13 protein-coding genes are annotated in these 13,922 nt (G+C 62.8%); 5 read left to right on the top strand and 8 right to left on the bottom strand.

All coding sequences use genetic code 11. The features are described 5' to 3' along the window. Window positions 1-59 precede the first annotated feature (59 nt). Both VJ897_RS07785 and VJ897_RS07780 read left to right on the top strand, forming a co-directional pair. A complete protein-coding gene (locus VJ897_RS07785; protein ID WP_324054813.1) occupies window positions 60-875 on the top strand; it encodes an enoyl-CoA hydratase-related protein in 816 nt (271 codons plus the stop codon). 152 nt (window positions 876-1,027) lie between these two features. Beyond that, window positions 1,028-1,984: a D-2-hydroxyacid dehydrogenase family protein gene (locus VJ897_RS07780; protein ID WP_324054811.1), complete on the top strand. Its 957-nt coding sequence runs from the start codon at window positions 1,028-1,030 to the stop codon at window positions 1,982-1,984. On the opposite strand, the gene VJ897_RS07775 is transcribed toward VJ897_RS07780, so the two are convergent. From VJ897_RS07775 to VJ897_RS07765, 3 genes are read right to left on the bottom strand one after another with little or no spacing between them, the layout of a single operon-like run. Next, window positions 1,985-3,184, bottom strand: coding sequence for a mandelate racemase/muconate lactonizing enzyme family protein (locus tag VJ897_RS07775; RefSeq protein ID WP_324054806.1), 1,200 nt, complete (start codon window positions 3,182-3,184; stop codon window positions 1,985-1,987). A 12-nt stretch (window positions 3,185-3,196) separates the two neighbouring features. Then, window positions 3,197-4,687 carry a tripartite tricarboxylate transporter permease gene (locus tag VJ897_RS07770; RefSeq protein ID WP_324054804.1) on the bottom strand — a complete coding sequence of 497 codons (1,491 nt, stop codon included), beginning with the start codon at window positions 4,685-4,687 and terminating at the stop codon, window positions 3,197-3,199. Window positions 4,688-4,707: 20 nt separating this feature from the next. Continuing rightward, window positions 4,708-5,166: a tripartite tricarboxylate transporter TctB family protein gene (locus VJ897_RS07765; protein ID WP_324054802.1), complete on the bottom strand. Its 459-nt coding sequence runs from the start codon at window positions 5,164-5,166 to the stop codon at window positions 4,708-4,710. Window positions 5,167-5,324: 158 nt separating this feature from the next. On the opposite strand from VJ897_RS07765, the gene VJ897_RS07760 reads away from it, so the two are divergent. The 3 genes from VJ897_RS07760 to VJ897_RS07750 are packed head-to-tail and all read left to right on the top strand — an operon-like array spanning window position 5,325 to window position 7,834. Next, complete coding sequence (locus VJ897_RS07760) at window positions 5,325-5,609, top strand: UxaA family hydrolase (RefSeq protein WP_324054800.1); 285 nt, start codon at window positions 5,325-5,327, stop codon at window positions 5,607-5,609. Next, window positions 5,606-6,763, top strand: a complete 1,158-nt coding sequence (locus tag VJ897_RS07755; RefSeq protein WP_324054798.1) for a UxaA family hydrolase — start codon at window positions 5,606-5,608, stop codon at window positions 6,761-6,763. Before VJ897_RS07760 ends, VJ897_RS07755 begins: the two co-directional genes overlap by 4 nt. Window positions 6,764-6,772: 9 nt before the next feature. Then, on the top strand, window positions 6,773-7,834 hold the full coding sequence (locus tag VJ897_RS07750) for an Ldh family oxidoreductase (RefSeq protein ID WP_324054796.1): 1,062 nt from the start codon (window positions 6,773-6,775) through the stop codon (window positions 7,832-7,834). Here VJ897_RS07750 and VJ897_RS07745 read toward each other — a convergent pair. The 5 genes from VJ897_RS07745 to VJ897_RS07725 form a co-directional block, all read right to left on the bottom strand. Next, window positions 7,831-8,868: a ketopantoate reductase family protein gene (locus VJ897_RS07745; RefSeq protein ID WP_324054794.1), complete on the bottom strand. Its 1,038-nt coding sequence runs from the start codon at window positions 8,866-8,868 to the stop codon at window positions 7,831-7,833. The genes VJ897_RS07750 and VJ897_RS07745 overlap by 4 nt on opposite strands. A 62-nt stretch (window positions 8,869-8,930) precedes the next feature. Continuing rightward, window positions 8,931-9,878, bottom strand: a complete 948-nt coding sequence (locus VJ897_RS07740; RefSeq protein ID WP_324054792.1) for a Bug family tripartite tricarboxylate transporter substrate binding protein — start codon at window positions 9,876-9,878, stop codon at window positions 8,931-8,933. A 95-nt stretch (window positions 9,879-9,973) separates the two neighbouring features. Then, window positions 9,974-10,852, bottom strand: a complete 879-nt coding sequence (locus VJ897_RS07735; RefSeq protein WP_324054790.1) for a TrmB family transcriptional regulator — start codon at window positions 10,850-10,852, stop codon at window positions 9,974-9,976. After that, complete coding sequence (locus VJ897_RS07730; protein ID WP_324054789.1) at window positions 10,849-13,053, bottom strand: acetate--CoA ligase family protein; 2,205 nt, start codon at window positions 13,051-13,053, stop codon at window positions 10,849-10,851. Before VJ897_RS07730 ends, VJ897_RS07735 begins: the two co-directional genes overlap by 4 nt. Beyond that, a partial coding sequence (locus VJ897_RS07725) for a carboxyl transferase domain-containing protein (protein ID WP_324054787.1) occupies window positions 13,053-13,922 on the bottom strand: 870 nt, incomplete at its 5' end. The genes VJ897_RS07725 and VJ897_RS07730, both read right to left, overlap by 1 nt.

The following is a 13,922-nucleotide window of genomic DNA, read 5'->3' as shown; positions in this document are numbered from 1 at the left end:
AGCCGGTGTCTCCGATGCGGCCCAGCGGTCGCCCTTTTTTTGATAGCCAAGGAGTGAGTATGCCCGAGCTTCCGAAGTTGCAGAGCGCGCGGCTCGAATTCGAAGGTCGGATCGCCGTGCTGAGCATGGCTCGCGACGATGTTCGGAACGAACTGACGGGCTCCGGCCTCGTCGACGATATCTGTGCGACGATCGATTGGGCCAACGGCACTTCCGATGTCGCGGTTCTGGTTCTGACCGGTGAGGGCAGGGCATTCTCCGCAGGCGGCAACGTCAAGGACATGCAGGCGCGCAGCGGGGCCTTTGCCGGAGACGTTGCCGAGGTAGCGGAGCGCTACGGGACCGGGATTCAGCGCATCCCCTTGGCGATGTACGGAGCCGAAGTGCCGATCATCGGGGCCGTTAATGGGGCCGCAATCGGTGCTGGATGCGATCTGGCCTGCATGTGCGACCTGACTATCGCAGCCGAAAGTGCCCGGTTTGGTGCGACGTTCATCAATCTTGGAATAGTTCCGGGCGATGGAGGAGCCTGGTTCCTGCAACGTCTTGTGGGCCACCAGAAGGCAGCGGAGATGTTGCTGACTGGAAAGCTGCTAACGGCCAATGAGGCCAAGGAATCCGGGCTTGTTCTGGATGTCGTCCCGGATGAGGACCTGATGGATCGGGCCCTTGAACTTGCGCAGGAGATGGCCTCGAAGCCTCCGCAGGCCCTTCGCTACACGATACGCCTTATGAAGCGAGCTCAGCGAATGGAACTGCATGATTTTCTCGATCTTTGCGCCGTCTACCAGGGCATTTGCCACAACAGTGAGGATCACCTCGAAGCGGTGAACGCCTTTCTGGAGAAACGGCCGGCTCGGTTTGGCGGGCGATGAGATAGCGGCCGTCGGCCCGCGTTCCGGCCTGATCGCCGACATATCGGACTTGAGCGGAGCTTCCTTACGCGAGAGCCGCCGAGGCGACGCAGCCGGATGTCGGCCGAGATGGCCTGAACTTCGATCGCACAAGCCTGAACACGGAACGAGCAATGCGTATTGCCATCCTCGACGACTACCATGACTTGTCCACCACCCTCGCCGACTGGAGCGACCTGCGCGATGCCGTTACGGTCTTCGATGCTCCGCTGCCCGCCGAGGACCTTGCACGGACCCTTGCGCCCTTCGAAGTCATATGCGTCATGCGCGAGCGTACTCCGCTGCCGGGAGCGGTAATCGCTTCGTTGCCGAAATTGCGCCTTATCGTGAGCACCGGCCGGCGGAACGGCTCCATCGACGTGACGGCGGCGCGACAAAGAGGGATTGTCGTCTGCGGTACCGATTCCCGGTCTGCCTCCACTGCCCAGCTGGCGATGACGCTCTTGTTGATGGGGCTCCGCAACTTGCCCGCCGAGATGAATTCCTTGGCGGAAGGCGGCTGGCAGGTCGACCCTGGGAGAGATCTCGATGGGCTCACGCTCGGGCTTGTCGGCCTGGGAAGGCTGGGTGCCGAGGTGGCGGCCCTCGCGCGACCGTTCGGGGCCGAGGTAATTGCCTGGAGCGAGAACCTCACGAAGGCGCGCTGTGACGAGGTGGGAGTCACTCATTCGGCCACGCTTTCCTCACTTCTCGAGCGTTCTGATGCCGTTTCGATCCACCTCGTGCTGTCTGAACGCACGCGGCGTCTCATCGGTGCAGCCGAACTGGGACTCATGAAGCCGAATGCATTTCTGGTGAACACGTCGCGGTCACAGATTCTGGATATTGACGCCCTGCTCGATGCTCTGAGGGCGGGACGGCCAGGGATGGCGGCACTCGATGTTTTCGACACCGAACCTCTGCTACCGGACGACCCGTTGCGCGACCGCGAGTTGATTGAAAAGGGCCGGCTCATCCTCACGCCACACCTGGGCTACGGTTCGCGCCAGACTTACGAGTTGATGTATCGCCAGACCGTTGAAGCCGTTCGTGCCTGGCTTGACGGAGATCCCGTGCGGGAACTTCGCTAGTCATGCCACCCTGTAGCGCTCGACAACGTCCATGTTCAGCTTGACGCCTATCCCCGGTTCCTCCGGCACCACCATGGCCCCTTCGACCAGAACCTCCACCGGGTCTTGCAGCAGCTCGTGACGGAAAGGGTTGGGCTGGGACTTCGACCAATCGCTCTGCATGAATTCGAAAACCAGGAAATTCGGAAGCGAAACGGCGAATTGAAGCGTTGCTGCGAGACACACGGCGGAGCAACTGCCGGTGTGCGGCGCATAGGGAATGTGAAAGGCGCGGGAGAGCGCGGCGATGCGGCGCCCTTCGGTGATCCCTCCAGCCCGAGAGATGTTGGGCTGTATGATATCGATGGCCTCCCTGCGGAGGAAGTCACGCGCACCGAAGGTCATGAAGTCGGCCTCGCCCGCCGCAATGCGGATATCGAGGGCCTTGCGCAGGCGCGAATAGCCATCGAGATCGTTCGGCGCGATAGGTTCCTCGAACCAGTAGATATCGAGCGCCTGCAGGGCCCTGCCGACATGGACCGCCGTCGCCACGTCGTCGGCATAGGCGCAGTTGGCATCCACCATCAGGCGGATATCGGGCCCGACGGCCTCGCGGATCGCACCGATGAAATCGAGTTCCGGACCGGGGTTGTCCGGGTTTCGGCCGATCTTGATCTTCATCGCCCGGAAGCCCTGAGCCACGAACCCGTTCGCCTGAGCGATCACCTCGTCCATTGCCCGGAACCTGAGCGACGACGCATATGCCGAGAGGGTCTCGTGGTGCCGTCCGCCCAAAAGCCGGTACAGCGGGAGGTTCAGGTATTGCCCCGCCAGATCCCAGAGCGCGATATCGATTCCGCTCAGCGCCTCGACGAAGAATCCGCGGTTATGGCCACGGTTCATCATGACGGCGAACAGCAGTTCCCAGATTGCCTCGCGGTCCAGCGGGTCCCGGCCGACGAGCAGCGGCGCGAGGTCCTCGACGATCGCCCGTGTGGCGGTGGGCGCAAGTCTGACCATGCACTCGCCGGTGCCCGTCAGGCCGCAGTCGGTTTCGATACGCACCAGAGTCGTTCGATATCCGCTGAAGATCACGCGGGTTGTATCCGCGGCATGGGGGACCGCGACGGGAGCTTCGATTTCGTCCTCTATCGGGCAATAGAGACTTATCGCCTCGACTTTGGTGATGCGCATGCCATCCGATTTCGTGACACTTGCCATGACATTCACCTCCTATTCCAGGTTACGCATTCGTGCCCGGCTCAGTCCGAGAGCCGTGGCCAGGAGGAACAAGACGATGAGGACAAGGAGTGTCGCGGAATACGGCCGGACGACGAAGATGGAAAGACTGCCGTCGGACAGGAGCATGGTCCGCCGCCAGCTCTCTTCGATGATCGGGCTGAGTATGAACGCGAGAATGAAGGAAGGCAGGGAGTAATCAAGCCGCTTCATCAGGAAGGCGAGGAGGCCCACGCCGAGCGCCAGCCAGAGATTGAAGTGCAGCCCCTTGGACGCGTAGATTCCGACGATCGAAAGAATGAGGACGACCGGAACGAGATAGGTGTTCGAGATCGTCAGGGTGCGAGCGAAGAAGTTTGTGACGAGGCGGCCCGCTATGTACATGACCAACGTGGCGATCAGGAAGCCGTAGAACAGCCCCATCGCGAGGTCACCGCTATTGGTGAACAGGTTCGGGCCGGGCTGGATGCCATGAATGATGAATGCTCCGAGGATAATCGCGGTCGAGGGGGATCCGGGAATGCCGAGCGCGAGCAATGGCACCAGCGCGCCCCCGACCGTGGCGTTGTTGGCGGCTTCGGGCGCGGCGATCCCTTCCGGAGCGCCCTTTCCGAACTGTTCCGGTGTGCGGCTGCTCTTCTTTGCCTGGATGTAGGCGAACCATGAGGCCGGCCCGGCCCCCATTCCGGGGAAGATTCCCACGACGGAACCGATTCCCGCGCCTATCGTTGCCGGACGCAGTATCAGGCGGAGCTGTGCCAGACTGAGGCCGGTGCTCAGCTTCTTGCTGCCGGAGGCGAACGTCTTTCCCAGTTCCCTCGTGATGATCGAGAACAATTCGGAAAACGCGAACATTCCTGTCAGAAGCGCGATCATGCCCACGCCTTCCAGCAACTCCAGCGTTCCGAAGGTATAGCGCGGAATGCCGGTGAAGGCGTCAAGGCCGACCGTTCCGACCATGAGCCCCAGGAAGACCGACAGCGCGCTCTTGACGCCGTTGCGCGAGCTTAGTGCGCTGACCGCTATGAGACCGGCTACGCCGATCAGGAAGAACTCGGGGTCGGAGAATCTCACCGCCAGTCTCGCGAGCGGTACGGCGAGAAAGATCAGGACAATTCCCCCGATGATTCCGCCGATAGTCGATGCCGCCAGCGAATAGCCGAGGGCCAGGCCCGCCTTGTCCTGACGCGCGAGAGCGTTACCGTCGATCGTGGTGGCGACCGCGGCGGGGGTGCCGGGAATCCCGAGAATGATCGACGAAATCGAGCCGCCGTACTCCGAGCCCTGATAGGCCGCGATCAGCATCAGGATGGAGGCCAGCGGTGTCATCGAATACGTCAGGGGCAAGAGCAGCACGACCGCGATCGTCGCTCCGAGGCCCGGCAGGGTTCCTATGATCAACCCCGCGAGGCTGCCGAAGACGATTGCGCCCAGACTTCCGAAGGTGAAGAGGTCCGATACGTCGTAGCTCAGCATTTCAAGCATGGGTGGGTTTCCGGTGAGTTTCAGCCAAGGGCGATGCCGAAGGCGTACTGGAAGACAAGGTAGAGCAGTGCCGTGAAGACCCCCGACCAGAGAACCGCGATTCCGATCTCGCGCACGGTCAACGTCGCGCGGTAAACGAGAACCAGACCGACAAAGAGGGCGAATGTCGCAGGATAGAAGAGGCCAAACCTCTGCCAGACAAGGAAATGTGCCGCCATCAGCGCAATCGTTGCGAGCAGCTTTCCCAGATTCGGCATCTCGAAGGGAGAAAGGTCGTCTTCCGTGCGGCTGCGAATGGCTCGAAGCAGCTCAATTGCGGAGAGCACAATTATTCCCGCGCCGACGGCGACCGGGAAGTATATCGGCCGCAGATCGTCGCCCAATCGTCTCTCGGAGATCAGGTAGGAGTAATACAGATACCCCGCGCCCACGCAGAGAATGAGCAGCAAGAGTAACATGTTCACGAGCTTTGTGGTCATCCGCCCTCCCTAGCGTAGACCGGTCCTCAACGAACGACGTTGCGATTGCAACGACGCTCCACTACAATGAAAACTACGCGGGTCATCTTGGCAAGGACGAAGATTTCTTGACGGACGCCGGTGGCCGCGGGGAGCCGCAGGAATAGAGGGAGGCAGATGTGGCGAAGGTCATCATTCTTGACGAACGCGACAACGTAGCGACGGCGATGGCTGACATCGCGGCGGGAGAGAAAATCTCCTCGGGAGGCGGCGAAACCGTTGCGGCAGAAGAAATTCCCTTCGGTCACAAGATCGCGCTGACGTTCCTCGCGGACGGGGCGGAGATACTGAAATACGGAGAGTCGATCGGGTTGGCGAAGGGGGACATCGCTCAGGGGGCATGTGTCCACGTGCACAATGTCGAGAGCCAGCGCGGTCGCGGCGACAGGGGAGCGAGCAAATGAGTGAGCCGGGATTTTGGGGCTACCGCCGCCCAGATGGAAGCGCGGGCATCCGCAACCACGTCGCCATTCTCGCGGTGATGGACAGTGCGAACGGTATCGTGAAGAGCCTGTCCAATCTGGTTCGGGGCACGGTGGCGATCCCTGTCTGGTACGGGCGCGGTCAGTTCGGCAACGACGACACCGTTTTCCGCCGCGCGCAGGTCGGCCTGGGCACCAATCCGAACGTCGCCGCGGTCCTGGTCGTCAGCCTCGAGAAGGTCTCGGCGGAAAAGGTCGCCGGCTCGATCGCTCTTTCGGGCAAGCCGGTCGAGCACATATCGGTGCAGGACGTCGGGGGGACCGTCGAGGCCATTGCGGCCGGGATGCGGAAGCTTCTCGGGATGGTGAGCGAAGCCTCGGCACAGCGCCCCGAGTGGATCCCGCTGTCGGAGATGGTACTCGGCGTCGAGTGCGGTGGCACCGATACCACGTCCGGCGTGGCCGCCAATCCCGCTATAGGTTGGGTAGCCGATCGGGTGGTGGATGCCGGCGGGACGGTCTATCTCTCAGAAGCCTCCGAATGGATGGGCGCGGAGCAGATCCTCGCCCGCCGTGCGGCGAACGAGGAGGTCAGCGATGCGATTTGGGCGGCGGTCCGTCGTATCGAAGACAGCGCCATCGCCCGTGGCGTGGACATTCGCGGCGCCAATCCCGTTCCTGATAACATTCGCGGTGGCATTACGACGATCGAGGAGAAGTCGCTCGGCGCGATCATCAAGGGCGGCACGACGGAGGTGAAGGGCGTGCTCGACTATGCGGTCAAGGCCGAAGGGAAAGGGCTCTACTGCATGGACACCGCCGCCCCGGCCGCAGAGTCGATGACCGGGCTTTCCGCCGGGGGCGCCCAGATGATCCTCTTCTCGACCGGGCAGATGAACATCATGGGCGGTCTTCTGTCTCCGACGGTCAAGGTGACAGGCAACCCGCGGACTGCAGCCAAGCTCGCCGACAACGTCGATGTGGATGTCTCTCCAATGCTCGAAGACGAGAGCCTGGAGGAGGCGGGCGCGCGTCTTCTCGACTTCTCCCTCCAGGTCGCAAGCGGAAGGTTCACGCGCGCGGAGATGCTCCACGACGAGGATATTGCGATCAGTCGATTCGAGCCGACCGTCTAGGGTGATCGCGTGACGCGCGCGCGCTACGACGTCGAGGCGCTATCGCGCTTCGTTGCGCGATTGTTCGCCGGCGAGGGCCTGCCGGAGGATCACGCCGCCATGGTGGCCGACGCCCTCCTGACAGCCAACCTGCGCGGCGTCGATACACATGGCGTTGTACGTGTGCCGGCGTACATGAAGCGGTTGCGTGCAGGATTGCTCAATCCGAAACCGCGGATGCGGGAAGCGAACCCCATGCCCGTGAGCTTCGTTCTCGATGCCGATAACGCCATGGGTCCGGTCGGAGCGTTCACGGCCATCGAGGCCTGCATGTCGCGGGCCGCCGAGTTCGGCGTCGGTGCTTCGACGGTTCGCCATAGCAATCACTTCGGCGCGGCGTCTGTCTACACGGTTCATGCGGCCCGAAGGGGCTTTATCGCTATCGCGATGTCGCCCGGCGCCCGCACATTGGCGCCGCACGGAAGCAGGGCTCCGCTTCTGGGCACCAATCCCTTCGCTGTCGCGGCGCCTGCGGGACAAAATCCTCCATGGTCGCTCGACATGGCAGCAAGCGTAGCCGCACGCGGCCATATTCGCGTGGCGGCACAGGAGGGGCGCTCCATACCCGAAGGTTGGGCTCTGGATGAAAAGGGCCGCCCCACGACCGACCCTGAAGCCGCTCTGAATGGCGTGATGCTGCCGTTCGGTGGCCCAAAGGGATCTGGCCTCGCCATGATGGTGGACATTCTCGCCGGCGTGCTCGCCGGCTCCGCATTCACCGGGGACATAAGGGACTGGGTGAAAGACTTCACGGGGCCTTCGGATGTCGGACATTTCTTTCTTGTGGTGAAGGTTGAAGCCTTCATGCCCGCCGCCGAGTTCGCCGACCGAATGGAGACGGCGATACTAAGAACGAAGGCTCTTCCGCCGGCCGAAGGCGCAGCCGAGGTGTTCTATCCCGGCGAGCGCAGTGGCCGCATGGAACAAGAGCGCCGGCAAAACGGCATTCCGCTCTCCGGGAAGGCCATCGTCGCTCTCGCGGAACTGGCGACGACTGATTGCCCCTTCCCCGAACCTGTTGGCGAACGCTAGGCGATATTCTCGGCAAGTGAGGGGTCCGGCGAAAGTTCGCCCCTCTCGATCCTCTTGATGATCGCGTTCACTCGCTCATGTGCGCCAACGTCGATTCCGAGCTCGCGGCCTCGCCGGGCGACGAGGCCGTTGATCGCATCGGTTTCCGTTCGCCGGCCTTTCCGAATGTCCTGCGCCATCGACGGGCGTTGCTCGGCTGACCGGCCTGCGGCGACCTCGGTCATGGCGGCGCGTATCGACGCTCGCGCGGCAGGGTCGCCATCTGCGGCTGCTTCGAGCATGGCGAAGTCGAAGGTCGTATCCACCAGCCTGTACCCCAATGCCCGGCCGACCTTCACGGCTTGGGCTCCGAGCGTTATTCCCAGTTCCACCGTCACCGGGTCACTGTCGCGCTCACGTCCCGTCATTCCCGTCATTGCCGAAAGGCCGTTGCGCATCGAGTTCACGATCAGCTTCGACCATTTCACGCCATTGAGATTCTCGGTCGCCGTGGTCTGCTCCGCGCTCGAAAGAATCTCGATCAGGGGCTGACACCAGGGACCAGCGCCCTCCAGGGCCCCCACAGCCACGCTTCCTTTCGGAGCGAGGCGCCGAACGACGCCCGGCGCGACGAGCTCGCAGGCCAGCGAGGCAATCGCGCATCCGTAGGTGCGTTCGGGGCCTGCCAGCGCGGCAATGACCGGTTCATTGACCGAGTTCTGCAACGAGACGATCGCCCCGCCCTCTGACAACCACGGCAGCGCAAGCTGCGTCGACCACGCGGTATCGTAGGATTTCTGGGCGATGAACACTACGTCGAAGGGATCGGTGCGGACGAGGTTCTGGACGTCACCGACATGAAGCGGCCAGGTCGCGACGGTCGCGGTGTTGCTACCATCTCCCATACCGTCGATACGGAGCCCGACCGAGCGAATCCTCTCGACGTTTTCCGGCCAGGGGTCCACGAGTGTGACGTCGAGGCCGGACCTGATCATCGCGGCGCCGAAATATCCGCCAATGGCACCTGCGCCGCACATCAATATTCGATAAGGCATGTCGGGATCCGGCCCAGGGCCGCGTTTCGGCCCGCTCCGCACTGGCGGAACGGGCCTGCTCTTTACTCGCTGAGTTCGGCGACGCGGTTGCGGAAAAACTCGTCGAACTCTTCGTAGGCCATGTAGGCATCCTGCTGCTTCTGCTTGGCCATGTACTCTCTCCAGCGCGGGTCCTTGATCGCCTCCTCGAACGCGGCGGACAAGGTGGCGAGGATCTCCTCGGGCACACCAGCCGGTGCGAACACGCCGCGCCACAGGACATCGTCATCGATAGACGTGAGACCCATTTCCTTGAAGGTCGGAACATCCGGACGCTCGGGGACGCGTTCGCCGAGGCTTTGACCCAGAATGCGAATCTCACCGGCATCGACCTGCGCGTTGATATTGGACGAGGTGATGACCGCTGCATCGATGTTTTCGCCGAGAATGGCGGAGACGACATTCGAACCACCATCGTAGGGAACGTAGGTCACCTCGATGTCGGCAGCATTCGAAAGCTTGTTCACGAAGGCCGAAGACCAGCTTCGCGAGCCGACGCCGCCCATGCGGATCGCCCCCGGGTTTTCCTGAGCGTAACTGACAAAATCCTCGAACGTCTCGAACTGGCTGCCGGCCGGAACCATCAGCGTCTTGTAGTCCGCGTTGATGCGCGCCACGGCTTGCACGTCGTCGACGGTCACAGGCCAGTCCCCCGTCGACAAGCCGAGCGCCAGAGTGTCGGACTGGCTGAACAGGGTGTAGCCGTCCGCAGGCTGGGTTGCAGCCGCCGCGACGCCGATCGCGGTGCCGCCGCCGGCGCGGTTGGTAGGTACGATCGGGACGCCGAGTACGTCCTCCGTGGCGGCGATGAGGGTCCGCGCGAAAGTGTCCGCCCCGGAGCCAGCCGAGAACGGGATGATCCACTCGATTTCCTTGTTAGGATAATCTTGGGCGCTGGCGCCGCCGGCGACCAGGGCGATGCCGGTCGCGATGACGCCCATGAGGCCCGTTGCATTTCGTCTGATGTTCATTTCTTGTTCCTCCTCCTTAGAGTTTTGAAGTTGCTCCGGGCTTGCCGCCCGTGTTCTTGGTTGTGGTAATCGGTTCCGTTTTTCCGGATGACCTTTCAGAGGCCGGTCTTCTCCCTGAAGGACTTTGCCTGCTCCGGTGAAAAGCTTCTGAGCCGGAGATCGCGCAGATACGGACCGAAGGCCGCTTCGATCTCGTTCCCGAAGCGGGCATGAATCTCGGCCATGTAGAAATCGTGCCGGATGAGCGTCTCGGCCATCTGCACGACGGCGTGGTTGCGTGTGTAAAAGGCGGTGAGATTGTCGGTCGTCGCCGTCAGCGCGATCTGGTGATCAACGGTCATGGTGAACAGGTTGTCCGCCGACCCCATCCGCACACCGTTGTCCTCGTGCAGATAAACCTGACAGGTTTCGCCGACCCGAAACTCGTCTGCATCGTCCCCGAAGAGAATTATCATGATCTCCACGCCGAGCGCCGCTGCTTCGGTCAGGGTTTCTATGTGGGGTGCCAAGACGTCGCGCGCGGCTTTGATGCGGATCGTGCTCTGGCTTTCTCGGACTAAAGACGCGATCTTCTCGTGAATTTCCTTCTCGCCCCGAACATTCCAGACATACGGATCGTCTACGGGTTGCTGCAGCATCGCCAGCTTCTCGGCGAGGTCCTCGCAGACCGAAGCGGTTTCGCGCACGATACCCTTAAGATGCTGCTTCGGCGGAATTGCAACATAGCGGCGCGGGTTGTCGCTAACCGGCTGAACGGCGCCCCGCTTCGCCAACGTGTCCAGAGCATTGTACGTGTTGGGCCGTGGCACACCGCTCGCCTTCGCAATCTCATAGGCCGTAGCCGGGCTTGAGCGAAGAAGCTGCATGTAAACCCGTGCTTCGTAGTCGGTGAAACCAATGGACCTGAAGCCTTTCAGAATATCGTCGTCGCCCTCTCGAGCGGGATCCGGCTGCGGATTCGGTACTACGCTCACTTTCTCGCTCCGCTTATGTCCTTGGCCGCCAAACGCCCGACTTCGTAAGCCCGGTATCGGGCAAGGGCGCTCACGGCGGCTGGCACCTCGTCAAAAGTGGGAACGCGGCGAAGCGCGGCTTCCTCGCGAAAGCGGCGTCGCCAGGCATCGACGTCCTCGCTTCCGTCCGAGCGCAGTACAAGGACGCGATGCTCGCGATCGCCGACTTCCTCGCCGAAGACGGCCTTCATGAGGTTCGGAAGAAAGCCCTGCACATGACGATACCCCATAATGACCGGTAGGTTCAGGTGAATCACGGTCGCATAAGGAGCGACGAGTCGGGTGTTGATGTCGAGTATTCCGGCGGAGACGCGACCCTCCTCCTCCTTCAGAACGCTTGCAGGCAGATCGATCGGGTTGGCCAGGCTGGCGCCGGGGGGAAGGGCAATTTTCTTGAAGGCTGCGCGCGCCTTTTCGGACGGTTGGGCAAGTCGGAAACCGGCCCTGTCCAGTGCATCGGTGGCGAGAACGCTCGCACCACCGCCATTGCCGAACAGGGTGATTTCCGCTGGTCGCGGCTGGTCGCGCGGCAACAGCCAGTGGCAGAGCTGCAGCATGTCGAGGAAGGACTCGAGCGTTTCGGTGAGGATCATTCCGGTCTGTGCAGCGAGCGCCTTCCAGGCGCGATCGCTGCCGCCCATTGCTCCCGTGTGAGAGGCCGCGGCGGCCCGGCCGAGCTGCGTCGCCCCGCCCACCAGAACCACCACGGGTTTCCTGCCGCCATTCGCGCGGGCGAGCTCCTTGAAGCGGTCGCCGTCCTTCACATCTTCGACGTACAAACCGATGACTTCGGTGCCGCTGTCTTCGAGGAAATGCTCGAAGAGGTCGGAAGCATCGATGTCGATCGCATTGCCGATGGTCACCAGTCCGCTGAAGCGCAGCCCGAGAGACTGACCGCGGCGCAGTACATCCATGCCCAGTCCTCCGGACTGGCAGACGACGCCGATGTCACCAGGTTCTGTCAGTACACCTTCCATGAAGGTGTAAGGTGCAGAAGGCGCGTGGGTGCCCATGCAGTTGGGCCCGATCAGGCGCACGCCTTCCCGAGCGGCCACGGCCAGCAGATCCCGCTCCCATGCAGCTTGTCGCTCCGGCGGTGCGCTGGCCATGACCTGCGCGAGGCAGATACGTCCCCCGGCATCCGCGAGGACGTCTAGCGCACGCTCGGCCGGCACCGTCAGATAGGCGTAATCAACGGGACCAGGCAGGGCGGCAAACCCCGAGTAGCACTGCCGTCCCTCGATCTCGCTGGCAGACGGATGAATGGGATAGACATCCCCCGAATAGCCCGACTCGCGAAGGAGACGCAGAAAACGATTACCGGCCGAGGTGCCGCGCGTCGATGCGCCGGCGACGGCGATGCTCCTCGGTTGAAAGAGCGGCGCGAGGTCGAGGGGCGGGCGAGGGGCTGCTGCGATCGCAGGCTCAGTCCGCAATACGATCCGCGCGTCCACGGCAACAAGTCCGTCCGGTCGCGCAATGACCGGGTTGAGGTCAAACTCTGCCATCTTTCCGGAGTGGCGCGTAAACAGTCCGTCAGCCCCCCCAAGGGCCAGGAGCGCGTTCTCCAGTGCAAGCAGGTCTGCCTTCTCCCGCCCTCGCGCGCCGTGCAGGATCGGGCTTGATCGAAGAGATTCGATCATTTCGCGCGCATCGGCCCGGTCTATTGGGCAGAGACGAAACACGGAGTCCTGGAGCACCTCCGCGAAGATGCCGCCGGTCCCGAGCATCAGCATCGGTCCCAGCTGCGGATCGGTGCTGCCGCCGATCATCAATTCCAGGCCCGGCGGTGCCATCTCCTCCACAAGGAATCCCGCCAGCCTTTCGCCGGCTGCATTCATCCGCGCGGCGATCTCATGTCCGGCAACGGCAAGCTCGCCGCCGCGGCCGACGCCCAGTCGGACCGCGCCGATGTCGCTCTTGTGAAGAGCGCTGTGGGCAAGCGCCTTCAGAGCGAAGGGAGGCGTCAGCCCGGCTGTGGCTTCCGGCAAAGCGGCTTGGTGACCGACCTTCACCCCGCGCGGAACTGCGATTCCGAGACTTGCCAGGAGCCGCTTGCCCGTGTGTTCGTCGAGCGCGTCGGCGCCCATGCCGATCGCGTCTGCGAACAGACGCCCTGGATCTTCGTGCGTCGGCTTGGCTGAGGTGGCGAGAGGCTGCATCAAAAACTCGTCGGCCAGTTCGCCAGGCGATGTTCGCCGACGCTACCGTTTGGGCCTCCGCACTGCACTTCCAGTGCATCGACAAGGAAGCGACGGGTCTCGCTCGGGGCGATCACGGCCTGCGCCTCGAAAAGCTCGGCCAGTGCGAAGGCAGAGCTGTCCTGCGCAATTTCGGCGACAAGGGCCTCGAAGCGTTCGGGATCGTCCTCCTGTTTCACCCCGTACAGGATGTTGACACCCACTCGTGGGTCCATGAAGCCGAAGTTCGCCGTGGGCCACGCGGCGGCGAGGTCGGAATAACGCCCCCCGCCCATGTTCAGATAGGCCTGTCCGTAGTTCTTGCGGAGCGTCAGGGCGATACGCGGGACGGTGACCTGAGAGAGCGCGTTCATCCAATTCATGATACGTCCGGGCGCCCATCGGCGTTCGCCGTCGATCCCGATGAGAAAACCCGGTTGATCCACAAGAAAAATGATCGGCAGGTTGAAGCTGTCACAGAGCACCAGATGGCTCGTCGCCTTTCGCATCGCGTCCACGTCGATCGCTCCGCCCCGCACCATCGGGTTCGACGCGATGATACCCACACTCCGGCCCCCGAGCCGGGCAAGGGCGGTTACGAGCGAGCGCCCGAAGCGCGGCTTGAGCTCAAATAGTGTGTCGCGGTCGAGGACCGCCCCCAGGATCTTTCGTGAATCGTAGACGCTGTTCTGGCTGGGGGGGAAGCCGTCGAGCACCGTGAGCGCTGCCTGATCGGAGCCATCGGGCACGCGCGTGCGTTCCGGCTCCGCTCCCGAATGCTGCGGCATGTAGCTCAGATAGCGCCTGAGAACCGCCAGGGCCTCCTCATCCGTTTCCACGGCGTAATCGAC

The organism is Salibaculum sp. (assembly GCF_035270045.1).
Classification (GTDB): Bacteria; Pseudomonadota; Alphaproteobacteria; order Rhodobacterales; family Rhodobacteraceae; genus Salibaculum.
The sequence above is the reverse complement of the archived record's forward strand: the minus strand, read 5'-3'. Positions and strand labels throughout refer to the sequence as shown.